The 14,414-nt window shown below is 63.7% G+C and carries 14 protein-coding genes; 8 read left to right on the top strand and 6 right to left on the bottom strand.

Translation table 11 applies throughout. The annotated features are described in order from the left end of the window. Positions 1-54: 54 nt before the first annotated feature. Entirely contained in the window at positions 55-531 is a 477-nt protein-coding gene (locus NKI67_RS08705) for an Lrp/AsnC family transcriptional regulator (protein WP_352644992.1), read from the bottom strand. A 255-nt stretch (positions 532-786) separates the two neighbouring features. Here NKI67_RS08705 and trxB point away from each other — a divergent pair, with 255 nt between their 5' ends. Beyond that, the gene (gene trxB, locus NKI67_RS08700) at positions 787-1,761 is read left to right on the top strand and encodes a thioredoxin-disulfide reductase (protein WP_352644991.1); all 975 of its coding nucleotides are present in this window, start codon (positions 787-789) and stop codon (positions 1,759-1,761) included. A gap of 98 nt (positions 1,762-1,859) precedes the next feature. Continuing rightward, positions 1,860-2,756, top strand: a complete 897-nt coding sequence (locus NKI67_RS08695) for a LysR family transcriptional regulator (RefSeq protein ID WP_023678345.1) — start codon at positions 1,860-1,862, stop codon at positions 2,754-2,756. A gap of 104 nt (positions 2,757-2,860) precedes the next feature. On the opposite strand, the gene NKI67_RS08690 is transcribed toward NKI67_RS08695, so the two are convergent. Continuing rightward, the gene (locus NKI67_RS08690; protein WP_352458407.1) at positions 2,861-3,505 is read right to left on the bottom strand and encodes a TetR/AcrR family transcriptional regulator; all 645 of its coding nucleotides are present in this window, start codon (positions 3,503-3,505) and stop codon (positions 2,861-2,863) included. Between the two features lie 121 nt (positions 3,506-3,626). Here NKI67_RS08690 and NKI67_RS08685 point away from each other — a divergent pair, with 121 nt between their 5' ends. Further along, positions 3,627-4,379, top strand: coding sequence for an SDR family oxidoreductase (locus NKI67_RS08685; protein WP_352458408.1), 753 nt, complete (start codon positions 3,627-3,629; stop codon positions 4,377-4,379). Between the two features lie 19 nt (positions 4,380-4,398). Here NKI67_RS08685 and NKI67_RS08680 read toward each other — a convergent pair whose 3' ends face one another. The 3 genes from NKI67_RS08680 to NKI67_RS08670 form a co-directional block, all read right to left on the bottom strand. Continuing rightward, a complete protein-coding gene (locus tag NKI67_RS08680) occupies positions 4,399-4,896 on the bottom strand; it encodes a methyltransferase family protein (RefSeq protein WP_023678342.1) in 498 nt (165 codons plus the stop codon). 817 nt (positions 4,897-5,713) lie between these two features. After that, the gene (locus NKI67_RS08675; protein WP_352458409.1) at positions 5,714-7,765 is read right to left on the bottom strand and encodes an elongation factor G; all 2,052 of its coding nucleotides are present in this window, start codon (positions 7,763-7,765) and stop codon (positions 5,714-5,716) included. A gap of 163 nt (positions 7,766-7,928) precedes the next feature. Beyond that, on the bottom strand, positions 7,929-8,795 hold the full coding sequence (locus tag NKI67_RS08670) for an alpha/beta fold hydrolase (RefSeq protein ID WP_352644989.1): 867 nt from the start codon (positions 8,793-8,795) through the stop codon (positions 7,929-7,931). 144 nt (positions 8,796-8,939) lie between these two features. Here NKI67_RS08670 and NKI67_RS08665 point away from each other — a divergent pair, with 144 nt between their 5' ends. Both NKI67_RS08665 and NKI67_RS08660 read left to right on the top strand, forming a co-directional pair. Beyond that, positions 8,940-9,539, top strand: a complete 600-nt coding sequence (locus NKI67_RS08665) for a methyltransferase family protein (protein WP_352644987.1) — start codon at positions 8,940-8,942, stop codon at positions 9,537-9,539. A 30-nt stretch (positions 9,540-9,569) separates the two neighbouring features. Continuing rightward, positions 9,570-9,965: a (R)-mandelonitrile lyase gene (locus NKI67_RS08660; RefSeq protein ID WP_023678338.1), complete on the top strand. Its 396-nt coding sequence runs from the start codon at positions 9,570-9,572 to the stop codon at positions 9,963-9,965. A 6-nt stretch (positions 9,966-9,971) separates the two neighbouring features. Here NKI67_RS08660 and NKI67_RS08655 read toward each other — a convergent pair whose 3' ends face one another. Beyond that, entirely contained in the window at positions 9,972-11,174 is a 1,203-nt protein-coding gene (locus NKI67_RS08655) for a pyridoxal phosphate-dependent aminotransferase (protein WP_352644985.1), read from the bottom strand. Positions 11,175-11,377: 203 nt separating this feature from the next. Here NKI67_RS08655 and NKI67_RS08650 point away from each other — a divergent pair, with 203 nt between their 5' ends. From NKI67_RS08650 to NKI67_RS08640, 3 genes are all read left to right on the top strand, one after another. Then, positions 11,378-12,271: an EAL domain-containing protein gene (locus NKI67_RS08650; protein WP_352458412.1), complete on the top strand. Its 894-nt coding sequence runs from the start codon at positions 11,378-11,380 to the stop codon at positions 12,269-12,271. Further along, complete coding sequence (locus NKI67_RS08645) at positions 12,268-13,122, top strand: EAL domain-containing protein (protein ID WP_352622192.1); 855 nt, start codon at positions 12,268-12,270, stop codon at positions 13,120-13,122. The genes NKI67_RS08650 and NKI67_RS08645 overlap by 4 nt, the downstream gene beginning before the upstream one ends. Positions 13,123-13,239: 117 nt before the next feature. After that, positions 13,240-13,848 carry a glutathione S-transferase family protein gene (locus NKI67_RS08640; RefSeq protein ID WP_352644982.1) on the top strand — a complete coding sequence of 203 codons (609 nt, stop codon included), beginning with the start codon at positions 13,240-13,242 and terminating at the stop codon, positions 13,846-13,848. Positions 13,849-14,414 lie beyond the last annotated feature (566 nt).

Raw genomic sequence — 14,414 nt, 5'->3', positions numbered from 1 at the left:
GAGGCGGGTTTTTTGTTTCCGGGTTTTTGTTTCGCAGCCGCTTTACCTGCTCTCTTAAGCCGAAAACGCCACCAGCCCTTCGTCTTTGACCCGGCGGATGGTCAGCGCGGTTCGCACCGTGTCGACATTGGAGGCCGAGGCCAGTTCCTCGATGACGAAGGTCTGGAAGGTGCCGAGATCGCTCGCCACGCAATGCAGCAGGAAGTCGGACTCGCCGGACACCATCCAGGCATCGCGCACGATCGGCCAGCCGCGGGTGCGCTCGGCGAAGGTCTTGAGTTCGGCGTCGGCCTGGTGATGCAGGCCGATCAGGCAGAAGGCGACGACGTCGAGGCCGAGCGCCGGAGCGTTGAGCAAAGCGCGGTAGCCGCGGATGATGCCGGCCTCTTCCAGCCGCCTGACGCGGCGCAGGCACGGCGGCGCCGAAATGCCGACGCGGCTCGACAGTTCGACATTGGTCATGCGTCCGTCCTGCTGAAGCTCGCGCAGGATCTTCCAGTCGATGGCATCGAGATCGGCCTTGATCGGCATGGTGGCTTCCGTGGTGACGCGAAAGAATCTTTCGCGACTTTGTAATTAAACGACTTTGCTGTCTATTCCATCCGCTGGATCGAGGATTTTCGCATCATCTTGCTGCGGGTTGCTTGTCGCCGTCGCCGGCGCCGAAGCTTTCCGGGGACGAACGGCAACTTGCCTTGCTGGCGTCGCAGGCAACACTTACATTACGCGCAACAATCGACGAGAGTTCATGCCACAATCCATGGCTGCTCCCCGCAGAGGTTTTTCATGATCACCAAGCACGCGCCTGTTCTCATCATCGGCTCCGGCCCCGCCGGCTATACGGCGGCGATCTATGCCGCCCGCGCCATGCTCAAGCCGATGCTGGTCGCCGGCCTGCAGCAGGGCGGGCAACTGATGATCACCACCGATGTCGAAAACTATCCGGGCTTCGCCGAACCGATCCAGGGTCCATGGCTAATGAGCGAAATGCTCAGGCAGGCCGAGCATGTCGGCACCGATATCGTCAACGACATCATCACCGAAGTCGACCTCAACGTGCGGCCGTTCCGCGCCAAGGGCGATACCGGCACGATCTATACCGCCGACGCGCTGATCATCGCCACCGGCGCGCAGGCGAAATGGCTGGGCATCCCGAGCGAACACACCTTCATGGGATTTGGCGTTTCGGCCTGCGCCACCTGCGACGGCTTCTTCTATCGCGGCAAGGATGTCGCGGTGATCGGCGGCGGCAATTCGGCGGTGGAGGAAGCGCTCTATCTCTCCAACCTGGCCAAGAGCGTCACCGTCATCCACAGGCGCAGCGATTTCCGCGCCGAGCGCATCCTGCGCGAGCGGCTGCTGCGGAAAGATAATATCCGCGTCATCTGGGACACGGTGATCGACGAGATCACCGGCAGGCCCGGCAAGGCGCCGCTGCCGCCTTCGGTCGAAGGGCTGAAGCTGCGCAACGTGGTGACCGGGCAGGAGATGCATCTGGTGGTCGACGGCGTGTTCGTGGCGATCGGCCACGCGCCGGCGGTCGAGCTGTTTGCCGGCAAGCTGAAGCAGAAGCCGAACGGCTATCTGTGGACGGCGCCGGATTCGACCCGCACCGACATGCCGGGCGTGTTCGCCGCCGGCGACGTGACCGACGACATCTACCGCCAGGCGGTGACGGCGGCCGGGCTCGGCTGCATGGCCGCGCTCGAGGCGGAAAAATATCTGGCGGGGATCGAGGTTCACCGCGAAGCGGCGGAGTGATTGTTCGATAAGCGGCTGAGAAAAGCCGCGCAAAAGCCTGATTTTTCATTCAGACGCCGAAAACAGGCGGACGCCAGAAAACAGGACGAGGGGAAATCATGGCGTTGGATTGGGACAAGCTACGCGTGTTTCACGCCGCGGCGGAAGCGGGGTCGTTCACCCATGCCGCCGAGACACTGCATTTGTCGCAATCGGCGATCTCGCGGCAGGTCAGCGCGCTCGAGCATGACGTCGGCGTGCCGCTGTTCAATCGCCACGCCCGCGGCCTGGTGCTGACCGAGCAGGGCGAGATGCTGTTCCGCACGGCGCACGACGTGCTGATGAAGCTCGAAACCATCAAGTCGCGACTGACCGAAACCAAGGACCGGCCCTCCGGCGTGCTCAGGGTGACGACCACGGTCGGCCTCGGCGCCGGCTGGCTGACCGAGCGCGTGCAGGAATTCATCGAGCTCTATCCCGAGGTCAGCCTGCAGCTCATCCTGGCCAATGAGGAGCTCGATCTCACGATGCGCCAGGCCGACTGCGCCATCCGGCTGCGCCAGCCGCAGCAGCCCGACCTCATCCAGCGCCGCCTGTTCACCGTGCATTTTCATCTCTACGCGGCGCCATCCTATGTAAACAAATACGGCAAGCCGAATTCGATCGCCGAGCTGAAAACCCATCGCATCGTCACCTTCGGCGTGCCGGTGCCGGCGCATCTGTCGGAACTGAACTGGCTGGAAACGGTCGGCGATTTCGAAGGCGGGCAAAGGGTGCCGACGCTGCAGATCAACGACATATTGTCGATCAAGCGGGCGGTGCAGGGCGGCGCCGGCATCGCCATGCTGCCCGATTACGTGGTCAGCAAGGATTCCGGGCTGGTGCAGTTGCTGCCCGAGACCGAAGTGCCGTCCTTCGATACCTATTTCGCCTATCCCGACGCGATGAAGAACCAGGCGAAGCTGCATGTCTTCCGCGATTTCATCATCGCCAAGGCGCGCAGCTGGTCGTTCTGATTTAATGCATGTCGCGCAAAAGTGTGCAGCGGTTTTGCGATAACGACATGCATCAAACAAGAACCTAAAGCGCGTCGCATGAGATCGGTCGAACGCAACGCGCTTTAGGAACGCGTATCCGCCAGCGTGCTGGCGCCGTAGCGCAAACCGTCGACCAGCAGGGCAACCATGCGCCGCGCCTGGGCAGGGCCGCCGCCATGTGCCGGCATGGCAAGGCTGGCGGCCGCCCCCAACAGGTCGCCCGGCTCGATATCGGCGCGCACCTCGCCGGCCGCGGCCGCCGCCTCCAGCAATGTTTGAAGCGCGGGCCGGAGTCGTTGGTTGAAATAGGCAGGCAAAGTGTCGAAGGCCGGATTGCCTGAGTACAAGGCTGCCGCGAGGCCGCGTTTTGCCGTGATGAAATCCACATAGCGCTGCATCCACAGGGCCAGCGCTTCACCGGGCTCATGCTTTCCGGCCAGGATCGGCGCGGCGTCCGCACAGGCGTCAACCTCGTTGCGGAAGACGGCCACGATCAGGTCCGAGCGCTGTGGAAAATGGCGGTAGACGGTGCCGACGCCGACGCCAGCCTTTTCCGCGATCTCTCGCACCGGAGCCTCCACGCCGGAGGTCGCGAACACCGCCATGGCCGCCCGGAGCAACGCGTCGATGTTGCGCCGTGCGTCGGCGCGCACGTGCCGATCCGCGCGGTCGCGGGGTTCCAGACCATCGCCTTGATCCGTTTTGCCGTTCGGCGTTTTTTCGCCCATCAAATTACCTCTTGCAAACGGAACATTGTTCCGGATATATGTGGAACGTGGTTCCGCTTGACTTGTATCTAGCACGGCAAGGCGGTGTTGGCCACACATCGGTGCACAAAAGGAGATTACCATGCAGGACAAACCCGTCGCCCTGGTCACCGGGGCCAACAAGGGCATCGGTCTTCAGATCGCCAAGGACCTCGCGGCGAACGGCCTTACCGTGCTCTTAGGATCGCGCAGGCTCGAGCATGCGGAGGCAGCCGCAAAGAGCATTGGAGGGGATGCCCACGCCCTGCAGCTCGACGTCACCGACCAGGCCTCGATCGCCGCCGCGGCAGAGCGCATCCGCATCGAAATCGGCCGCCTCGATGTGCTGGTGAACAATGCGGGCATCTCCCACGCGGGAAAGCCCGGCACGTCGTTCGAGGAGATCATCAACTCGGGCCGCCCGAGCGTTGCCTCCCTCGACGACGTACGCGCGGTGTTCGAGACGAACGTGTTTGGCATCGTCGCCGTCACGCAAGCGATGCTGCGGCTCCTTCGTGAGGCGCCGGCGGCGCGTATCGTCAACGTATCGAGCGGCGCCGGCTCGCTGACATTGAACGCGGATCCGGCCTTTCCGTACCGCACTTCGTTTGGCGCCGTTTACAACCCGTCGAAGACGGCCGTCAACGCGATGACGCTCGCCTTCGCCATCGAGCTCGAGGAGACCGGCATCAAGGTCAACGCTGCGTGCCCGGGCTACACCGCGACGGAGCTGAACAACTTCGAAGGTCCGCGCACCGTCGAACAGGCCGCGCGGGAGCCCGTGCGCCTCGCACTTCTCGACGCTAGCGGTCCGACGGGCACGTTCTCGAACGAGGACGGCCCGCTGCCGTGGTGACGTAGCGTTGGAGCCTGCTTCAGCCGCGCCAAGGTGTCAGGCGGGGCAGCCAGCCTGGTACGGCACGGCGGTAGGCCTCGTATTCGTCGCCGTAGCGGCGGGCAAGCGTCGGTTCCTCATATAGTCTCACGAAGGAGATCATGGCGGCCGCGGCGATGACTAGATAGGCGGCGACCGTCCAGCTCGAAAACAGCAGTGCCTGGCCGAGGACGATCGACAGCACGGCGACGTACATCGGATTGCGGACATGGCGGTAGATGCCGCCGACGACCAGCCTTTCGGTCGGCGCGACCGGGGCGGGGGTACCCAGGCCCTCCAGGGCAAACCGGGCAAAGGCGTGCAGCAGTATGGCTGTGCCGGCGACAACCAGCAGCCAGCCCACAGGAACGAAACCGGGCAGTCTCGACCAGGGCAGGCGATAGCGATCGGTCAGCAGCCAAGGCAACAGTCCGGCGACCACGCCGGGCGCTACAGCAAGGAAGATGACGCTGCCGGCGATCGCCGAAGTGGCTCGCATATAGCTCTCCTTACGGGCGCGGCCTTGAACGGTCTCCTGCAACGCGCTTCAGGTCTTGTCCGGCATGTAACCCAAACCGCTGCACCCTCAGGTCAAGCTCGATGGCGGGCTTTTGGGCGGCATGCACCAGCAAGGTCTGGCTGCCGAAAAAACAAACGCGTGCTGCACGATTCCACGTCATCCTGCGTTTTTCGACTTTCCGAGCAGGAATCGCTGCTGATTCGCGGCCGCGGATCGATTTTTGCCTTGCCGCAGGCTGTATTTCAGCGATTCAACTGGTCCTATTGCGCTTCGGGACGGATTAGACCACAGCCGGCGCCTTTTTGCATGTGAGTGTTGCAAAATAGATGCTTGTTTCTTGGGCATGAAGAGCACATAAATAGCTCATCTCCTGAGCGCGTTCTCCTCCCATTAGCGCTCTCGAGTGTTCCCCTCTGGAGGTTAGCCTTAACAGGCACTTCCAATCAAACTCAGCCGGGTCTTCATTGATCCGGCTTTTTTGTTGCCCGAAACCAACACATCGCCAGAAAATCGGCCGGAACGGTCGCGTAACAGTGACATGTAACCTCGGGTAACATCCCGCGGGCGCGCCAAATCGATTAAGCAGAGCACAGGACGCGGTGTGGCTCGTCCGGGGGATGGGGGCATCACTCGGACGACCCGGGCTCAGGCAGCTACCGCGTCCGAACCTTCCTCCGCCAAAACACCGGCGGCAAGCATGCGGCGGACCTGCCGTTTCGCCTCCCACGAAGACGGTCCGCAAGAAACGGCGCCCGGATCAGCCGGGCGCCGTTTCCTGTTGGGCCGCAAAGGCAGCTCAGGCGGCCTTGCCGTTGGCGTTCAGCGCCTCGTCGGCCAACCGGCCGGTGAGTTCGGCCATGTGGTCGAAGACGGCCCGGTAGCTGGCGACACCCGCCGTGGCCGAGCGCAGCTCGATGATGAGGTCGCCGATCTCGGCTTGCGGCATGGTCGCCTCGACGACGTCCCATCCGGGCCAGTCGGGCCGCGCGTCGTAGCCGAGGATCTGGCCGCGCCGTTGCGGGATCAGCGCAATGATCTTCGACGTCGCGTCGGACGGCGTGACGATCTCGACCTTCATCACCGGCTCGAGCAGCACCGGCGAGCACGCGGCCATGCCTTCTTTCATCGCCAGCTTCGCCGCCATCTGGAAGGCCATGTCGGACGAATCGACCGCATGGTAGGAGCCGTCGGAAAGGTTGACGGCAACATCGACGACCGGGAAGCCGAGCGGCCCGGACTTCAGGTAGTCACGCACGCCGGTCTCGACCGACTGGATGTAGGTCTTCGGCACGACGCCGCCGGTGATCGTATCGGTGAACTGGAAGCCTGACCCGCGCGGCAGCGGTTTGATCTCAATCACGACGTCGCCGAACTGGCCGTGGCCGCCTGATTGTTTCTTGTGGCGGCCGCGCTGCTGCGTCGCTTTGCGGATCGTCTCGCGGTAGGGCACGGCCGGCACATGGCCTTCGACCGGGATCTGGTTCTTGCCTTCCAGCCGCTCGCGCACGACGCGCAGATGCATCTCGCCATGGCCGGACAGCACGGTTTCGGCCGAATCCTGGTTGTGATGCAGGTTGAGTGAGGGATCTTCCTCGGCCAGGCGCTGGATGGCCGCCGACATCTTGACCTCGTCCTTGCGCTCTTTCGGCCGCAGCGCGAAGGCGAAGACCGGTTGCGGCGGCGCCAGCGTGACCAGCGGCTGGATGCCGCCCTTGGTCGAGCTCAGCGTCTGGCCGGTCCTGACGGCGTCCAGCTTGCCGAGCGCGACCGTGTCGCCGGCCTTGGCCGAAGTCAGCTTGACCTGGTCCTTGCCGAGCATCTTGTAGATGCCGGAGACCTTTGCCGTTTCGCCATTGGAAAGGAACAGCTCGGCGGCGTCGGCGACCTGGCCGGACAGGATGCGCGACACAGACAGCTTGCCGCCATGCGCGGTGTGGATGGTCTTCATCACCTGGACCACGGTGGCATTGCCATCGGGAGCGCCGAGGCGCTGGCGCGTCGCCTCGATGTCGGGTGCGTCGTGACGGATCGCCTTCAACAGGCGCAGCACGCCATTGCCCTTCTCGGCGGTGCCGATCAGCACCGGCGTCACCATGCCGTCGCGCAGGTCGGCGGCAAGATCGTCGAAGATCGCATCCTTCGGCGGTTCAATCTCGTCCAGCAATTGCTCCATCAGCCGGTCGTCATGGTCGGCGAGCGTCTCCAGCATGGAAAAGCGCGCCTCGAGCTCGCGCGCCTTGTCGTCGCTCGGGATCTGGGCGACCTCGCTCTCGGCATATTCGCGGTAGATGTAGGCACGTTCCAGAGCGAGGTCGATCGAGCCGATGACGACGCCGTCCTTGCGCAGCGGGATCTGGCGCAGCAGCAATGGCACCGAGCTTGCCGGCTGCAGCATCTTCAGCGTGTCGCGCACACCTGCTATCGCCTTGTCGACCTTGTTCAGGAACAGCATGCGCGGCACGCCGAGATCGTCGAGCTTGCGCATGATCAGCTGCAGGGCAGGGATCTTCTTCTCGTCGGCCTCGGCAACGACCACGGCGACGTCGCAGGCGGCCAGCACCGGCTCGGCTTCGAAGGAGAATTCGATGGAGCCGGGACAATCGACGAAGGTGAACGGCTCGCCCATGAAATCGGTGGTGGCGAAGGTCGCCTCGACGCTCATGCCGTGAGCGCGCGCCTCGGGCGAATGATCGGAAACGGTATTTCCGGACGAAACGGGATTCTGGCGGGGAATGGCGCCTGTACGGGCGAGTATGGCTTCGAGAAGTGTCGTCTTACCGCTTGCGAAGGGACCGACTATGGCAATGCATTTCGGTCCCGTGCGTCGTCCTCCGGCGCGAGTACCCATGGCTGACCTCCACTCAGGCGTTTCCCTGTGAGCGGCGGCCGGCCTGTCGGCCGTCGCGGGCGAGGCTTTTTTCAATTTGCCACCTACCCAAAGGGCATCGTCCCACGGGCAGGCCGGGAGGGCAAGGGATTTGAGGTTGAAGGGATTTGAAGTTGGGGCCGGTTCAGCCGGTGCCGGTTCGGCGCGACGCCAGCGGGGGTGCGTCCACACGCTGCACCGCCACCGTCTCGGCAAAGCGCGCGAGCAACGGATTGAACAGGTCCGCACGCTCCCAGAAAGGCGCATGCCCGGCGCCGGAGATGATGTGGCAATGCTCCCACAGCGAGCCGTAGGCGAGCGTCTCAAAATAGCCGCGCCGGACGAACGGATCGTTCTCGCCATTGACGATAGCGACCGGAAACGCGGCCTGCTCGACCACCTGTCTCTGGTCGGCGCCCTTGCCGGTGAGCATGCCGCGCGTCACCGCGGCGCGCAGCCGGCCGTCGGTGCGCAGGATGGCTTGGCGAAAGGACGGATCGGCGGTGTCGCCGAAACACAGCGTCTCGAAGCGCTCGGCATCGCGTTCGGAATACGTCTTTTTGGACGCCAGCAGCATGTCCCAATGCGCGTGGAAGCCGCGCAGCATGCCGAAAGGACCCTTCGATACCGGCGGCGCGCCGGTCAGCATCAGCCCGCCGACGGCGCGGTGAAAACTCGCGAGTTCGATTGCCACGTGCCCGCCAAGTGACCAGCCGAAGACGACGGCGCGGCCGATCCCCAAAACATCGAGGAGCTGGGCCGCCGACTGGGCAAGGCCGGCGATGGTGTAGTCCGTCGCCGGATCGCGGGCGTCCGACGATTCGCCGTGGCCGGGCAGGTCGAAAGCAATCAACCGATGGGCAGCGGCCAACGGGCTGTCGAACTGGCGGGCGAATACGGCGCGCGAACTGCCCGACCCATGGATCAGGACAAGCGGGATGCCGGGTCCCGACGACTGGCTGAGGCGCAAATCCGCTTGCGGCGTGCGGATCGTGCGGTGGGAAACGGCCATATCTGGTTTGGACCTTGGGATTGTCTCCAGGTCAACATCGCATGCCGAGGTCACCATGTTGTTTAGAACGGTGGTTAAGAAATGATTTCTCGGCTTGCGCCGGGTATGATGAACGAATCCACCACAGCTAACCCCGGGACCCTGATGATGGAATCCACGCTCGACCTTCTCCTCTCGATCAGCAGCATCGCGACGCTCGGCCAATATGCCTGGTCGATGCGCGCGCATTTCCAGTCGCAGACCATGTCTCAAGGCGCGATGATCATTTCGGCCGTCGTGGTCGGCACGGCGCTGTTCTTTCTTGCCCTGCTGTGGATCGAGCGGCAGCCGGTGGCGGCGAAGATCGGCGGGCTCGCCGTCGAACTGGCAAGCTCGGCGCTGTTCTGGTGGGCGATCTCGGTCTCCCGCAAGGCGCGGCTGCGGTTCGCATTCGATCCTGACAATCCCGACAGCCTGGTGACCGAAGGCCCTTATCTCCATGTCCGGCATCCGTTCTACACGTCCTACATCATCTTCTGGATCGGATGGGGTATCGCGACCTGGTCGGTCTGGGCGGTGGTGCCGGTCGCCGGCATCGTTACGATCTACGTGATCGCAGCCTTGGACGAAGAGCGAAAATTTTCGCGGACAAGGTTGGCCGATGCCTACGACGCTTACCGCACGCGGACCGGTCTGTTCTGGCCGCGTTTTGCCCGCAGCCGGCAGGAGATGCAGCCGGCATCGGACGAAAGTGGTAGGGTCTAAGACACTGGATTGAATCGAGGACTTGCGACGATGAAGATTATTGCCTGCGGCAGCGTGCCGACGATTGTTGCGCCGGAAAAATACTTCACTGGCCGGGTTTTGCAGACGCCGATCATCGAGAAAGAGGCGCCGGCGCGGCTCAGAGCCACGCTGGTCAGCTTCGAGCCCGGCGCCCGCACCCACTGGCACACGCATCCGCTCGGCCAGACGCTCTATGTCACATCCGGTGCCGGTCTCGTGCAAAGCTGGGGCGGGCCGCTGCAGGAGATCAGGGCCGGCGACGTCATCTCCTTTGCGGCCGGCGAAAAGCACTGGCACGGCGCCGCGCCCAAATCGGCGATGACCCACATCGCCATGCAGGAGGCGCTCGAGGGTGTGCATGTCGATTGGCTGGAGAAGGTGAACGACGAGCAGTATGGCGGCTGAAACGTCTCAGACCAGCGCGGCGGTAAAGCGCTGGATGCGCGTGCAGGCCTCTTCGAGCAGAGCCTCCGACGTGGCGTAGGAGATGCGGAAGTTCGGGCCGAGGCCAAAGGCCGAGCCGAAAACAACCGCCACGCCCTCCGCCTCGAGCAGTTCCGAGCAGAAGGTTTCGTCGCTGTCGATCACCTTGCCGCTCTTGGTCTTCCTGCCGATCAGCTGGGCACAGGAGGGATAGACGTAGAACGCACCCTCCGGCGACGGACAGGTGATGCCGCGCGCCTGGTTGAGCATCGAGACGACGAGATCGCGCCGGCCCTGGAAGATCGCCTTGTTCTTCGGGATGAAATCCTGCGGGCCGTTCAGCGCTTCGACCGCCGCCCATTGGGCGATGGTGCAGGCGCCGGAGGTCTGCTGGCCCTGGATCATGTCCATCGCCTTGATCAGCGGCACCGGGCCTGCCGCGTAGCCGATGCGCCAGCCGGTCATGGCATAGGCCTTCGACACGCCGTTCATCGTCAGCGTGCGCTCATAGAGCTTAGGCTCGACCTCGGCGATGGTCTTGAAGACGAAGTCGCCATAGGTCAGGTGCTCGTACATGTCGTCGGTCAGCACCCAGACATGGGGATGCTTCAACAGCACGTCGGCCAGGCCCTTGAGTTCCGCTTCGGTGTAGGCGGCGCCCGAGGGGTTCGACGGCGAGTTCATCAACAGCCATTTGGTGCGCGGCGTGATCGCCTTTTCCAGCACGGCCGCCGTCAGCTTGAAGCCGTTGTCGATCGAGGTGTCGGCAAAGGCCGAGGTGCCGCCGCAGATCGCCACCATTTCGGGATAGCTCACCCAGTAGGGCCGCGGGATGATCACCTCGTCGCCGGGGTTCAGCGTCGCCATGAAGGCGTTGAACAGGATCTGCTTGCCGCCGGTGCCGACGATGGTCTGCTCCGGCCGGTAGTCGAGATTGTTCTCGCGCTTGAACTTTTTCACGATCGCCTCGCGCAGCGGCACAATGCCGGATACCGGCGGATACTTCGTCTCGCCGCGGCGGATGGCCTCGATCGCGGCGTTCTTGATGTTGTCGGGGGTGTCGAAGTCCGGTTCGCCGGCGCCCAGCCCGATCACGTCGCGGCCGGCGTTTTTCAGCTCGCGCGCCTTCTGCGTCACCGCGATGGTCGCGGAAGGCTTTACGCGGGAAAGGACGTCGGCAAGAAAGGCCATGACAGATATCTCCAGAAAGGACCGGCGGGCGAAGGCGCCGCGGCGCCTCTCATGTCGCATCGTCTGGTCAAGCGCAAGCCCAGCACAGGCATTGTCGAATGAGCCAGCGCGCAATGCTGGCAACAATAAATTCACCAACGATCGGTAAAAGCTAGAACGGCAGGGACCGTAGCCGGTCCGCCAGTCTCGCACAGCGAGGAACCGTGACGCGCAGCATCGGGCTTGCCCATATCATCCGCCATGATGACGGCACCGCCAGCGGTGTCTGGGGGGTCTATACGCTGCAAAGCGCGTTCCAGCCGATCTTCGCCTTCAACAAGGGCAAGCTTTCCGTCGTCGCGTTCGAGGGGCTGATCCGGCCGTTCCGCGAAGGCGAGCCGCAGCCGCCAATGAGTTTCTTCAACAGCTGTCCGGCGGTCGACCGCCTGCATATCGAGGCGCTGACACGGACGCTGCACCTTCTGAACGCCGGCGCCTGCCTGCCGCGAGACGCCTCCATCTTCATCAATTTCGATCCATCGGTGTTCACCGACCGCAGCATCGCCGACAAGGCGCTGCGCGACATGCGGCTGGTGCTGCACGAGGCCGACATCGATCCGCGCCGCGTCGTCTGCGAGGTCACCGAGCAGAAATCGGCGTCGCAGGAAACGCTCTACAATTTCGTCGAGGCGCTCAGGGGCAATGGTTTGCGCATTGCCGTCGACGATTACGGCGCGGACGAATCCGACATCAATCGCATCAAGGAACTCAGGCCAGACATCGTCAAGTTCGACGCCGACTGGATCATGACGCTGATGGAGTCTGGTGCCGGCTTCGCCTTGCTGACCGCTATGGTGACAAGCTTCGAAGAGCAAGGCATCCGTACGGTATTCGAGGGCATCGAGACGGGCTGGCAGCTCGAGCTTGCCGAAAAGTCGGGCGCCTCGATGGTGCAAGGCTTCGTGCTGGCACGCCCGGAGCTTGCACCTACCAGCTTTCACGTCTTCGACAAGGCCGGGCAAGCATCAGCGGTGTCGCCCGATAAGGACAAAGTTCCCGCGGCCGTTTCGCCATCGCGGCGGCCGATGCGGGCCTTTGGCCGCAGGGTGGCATCGTGACCGGGCGGGCCGACATGCGGCGCAAGGTCGGCGAAGCGATCTTTGCCGACGAGGTCGGCATTGAATATGGCGTCTACGGCGCATTCCGGCTGAGGAGCGCCTACCAGCCGGTCTTCGCGCCGCGCGGCAGGTTTCTCGCCGCCGTCGCGGTCGAGGGACTGATCGAGCCGCATCGTGCAGGCAGGCCGGTGGCGCCGCAAATCTTCTTCGAAGGTGTGCCGGCAGCGGATCGGCTGTTTGTCGAAACCATGTGCCGGGTGCTGCATTTGCGCAACTTCCGCAACATCGGCGTCGACGGGCTCGACCTGTTCTTCAACTACAATCCGCTGATCAACGATGACCCCGCACGGGCGCTGGCCGAAATCAGGCTGATGACCAGGCATCTGACGGATTTCGGCCTGCATCCCGGCATGCTGGTCTGCGAGATTACCGAGCAGGCGGCCGGCGACAAGGTGCTTGTCAGCCTGGCGCGCGAGATGCGGCGCGACGGCGTCCGCATCGCCATCGACGATTTCGGCACCGGGCATTCGACCGAAGAAAGGGTAGCGCTGGTGCAGCCCGACATCGTCAAGATCGACGGCACCTGGTTCGCAGAATTCTGCCGCCATGCCGCCGCCGAGCGGTTTTTCCGGCCGCTGGTTTCGACGCTGCACGACCGTGGCGCCAAGGTGCTGGTCGAAGGCGTCGAGAACGCCACGCATCTGCGTGTCGCGCTGGATGGCGGCGTCGACCTGCTGCAGGGCTTTTACCTTGCCCGGCCGGCGCTGGCCGGTACGCTGTTTGACGAAGAGCCTCTGTCGATCGACAGGCTGCTTGGCAGGGATAACAACGTCATCCCCTTGTTCGGCTGAATGCATCAGCGGCGCTGATGGTTACGCCAAAACAAATCACTGGATGAAGCCGCCGCTGCCGCGATAGAGGCTGGATCAATCCCTGAGACGGGTGGTTGCGAGCAAGGGGGAGCACCGATGATACTCTATGGAATGATCGACAGCGGCAATTGCTACAAGCCGCGCCTATTGATGGCCAAGCTCGGCATCGCTTTCACCAATGTCGAGGTCAGCTCGCACACCGGCGACACGCGCAAACCCGACTATGTCGCGAAAAATCCGAACGCCATGGTGCCGCTGCTCGAACTCGACGACGGCCGCCGGCTGGCCGAATCCAATGCCATCCTGCTCCATCTCGCCGAAGGCACGCGGTTTCTGCCGGCGGACAAATACGAACGCGCGCTGGCCTATCAGTGGCTGTTCTTCGAGCAATACAGCCACGAGCCTTATATCGCCGTGCGCAGGGCGCTGCTGACCTTCCCTGAAAGAGCCAAGGACGCAACGCCCGAGCGGCTGGCGCTGACGCTGGAGCGCGGCAACAAGGCGCTCGGCGTCATGGACAAGCACCTGGCCGGGAGCAGCTTCTTCGCTGGCAATGCGCTCAGCGTCGCCGACATCGCGCTCTATGCCTATACGCATACCGCCGAGACGGGCGGGTTTCAGCTCGACGCCTATCCGGCGGTGGCCGCCTGGCTGAAAAGGGTCGAGGCCGATCCGGGGCACGTGCCGCTGGAGTGGGTGGGTTGAGTGCAACTCGCCGACTTTGCTGAGCAACGTTGACAATTGGCGAAAGCTTCGGCGAAAGCGTCCTTCTCCCCGTCACTGTACGGGGAGAAGATGGCGGCAGCCAGATGAGGGGCGGCGCCAGCCTTTGTTGTGATGTCGTGCTTGGCCTGGCGAAGGGCAGTCCTGATGCGTCGCGCTGCCCCTCATCGCCCTGCCGGGCACTTCTCCCCGTATAGAGACGGGGAGAAGGAGCTGTATCGCCGGTTTCGCCAATTGTCGGCGTTTAAAATCCAGACAGCAAAAAGGCGGGACAAAATCCCGCCTTCCCATGCTTGGTAGCCTGATCGGGAGCGTTTTGGCCGGGCCGGCAGCAATCTGCTGCTTCGGCTTGTCGGGGTCTTTCGCTCCGGCGCGCTTCTCGCGCGACCGCCAGTACATCCGTGACTTGCCGCGGGCCCCCCGGGGGGGCCCGGCGGGCGCCCAGAGCAAAAAAAAGCGGGCGGGGTCAAAAGTACACCGGGGCCCCTTCCCCTGGGGGGGGGGGGCGGCGGGGCGGAGTTTGTATTTTTGGGGTTAAAACGGGGGGG

It is taken from the genome of Mesorhizobium sp. M0408 (genome assembly GCF_040321495.1).
Taxonomy (GTDB): Bacteria; Pseudomonadota; Alphaproteobacteria; order Rhizobiales; family Rhizobiaceae; genus Mesorhizobium.
Note: the sequence above shows the minus strand (reverse complement) of the source record. Positions and strands in the feature narration are given on the sequence as shown.

Excerpts from the sequence above, each read along its gene's own strand:
- NKI67_RS08705 (WP_352644992.1), bottom strand. The coding sequence starts at position 531 with ATGCCGATCAAGGCCGATCTCGATGCCATCGACTGGAAGATCCTGCGC.
- trxB (WP_352644991.1), top strand. The coding sequence starts at position 787 with ATGATCACCAAGCACGCGCCTGTTCTCATCATCGGCTCCGGCCCCGCC.
- NKI67_RS08695 (WP_023678345.1), top strand. The coding sequence starts at position 1,860 with ATGGCGTTGGATTGGGACAAGCTACGCGTGTTTCACGCCGCGGCGGAA.
- NKI67_RS08690 (WP_352458407.1), bottom strand. The coding sequence starts at position 3,505 with ATGGGCGAAAAAACGCCGAACGGCAAAACGGATCAAGGCGATGGTCTG.
- NKI67_RS08685 (WP_352458408.1), top strand. The coding sequence starts at position 3,627 with ATGCAGGACAAACCCGTCGCCCTGGTCACCGGGGCCAACAAGGGCATC.
- NKI67_RS08680 (WP_023678342.1), bottom strand. The coding sequence starts at position 4,896 with ATGCGAGCCACTTCGGCGATCGCCGGCAGCGTCATCTTCCTTGCTGTA.
- NKI67_RS08675 (WP_352458409.1), bottom strand. The coding sequence starts at position 7,765 with ATGGGTACTCGCGCCGGAGGACGACGCACGGGACCGAAATGCATTGCC.
- NKI67_RS08670 (WP_352644989.1), bottom strand. The coding sequence starts at position 8,795 with ATGGCCGTTTCCCACCGCACGATCCGCACGCCGCAAGCGGATTTGCGC.
- NKI67_RS08665 (WP_352644987.1), top strand. The coding sequence starts at position 8,940 with ATGATGGAATCCACGCTCGACCTTCTCCTCTCGATCAGCAGCATCGCG.
- NKI67_RS08660 (WP_023678338.1), top strand. The coding sequence starts at position 9,570 with ATGAAGATTATTGCCTGCGGCAGCGTGCCGACGATTGTTGCGCCGGAA.
- NKI67_RS08655 (WP_352644985.1), bottom strand. The coding sequence starts at position 11,174 with ATGGCCTTTCTTGCCGACGTCCTTTCCCGCGTAAAGCCTTCCGCGACC.
- NKI67_RS08640 (WP_352644982.1), top strand. The coding sequence starts at position 13,240 with ATGATACTCTATGGAATGATCGACAGCGGCAATTGCTACAAGCCGCGC.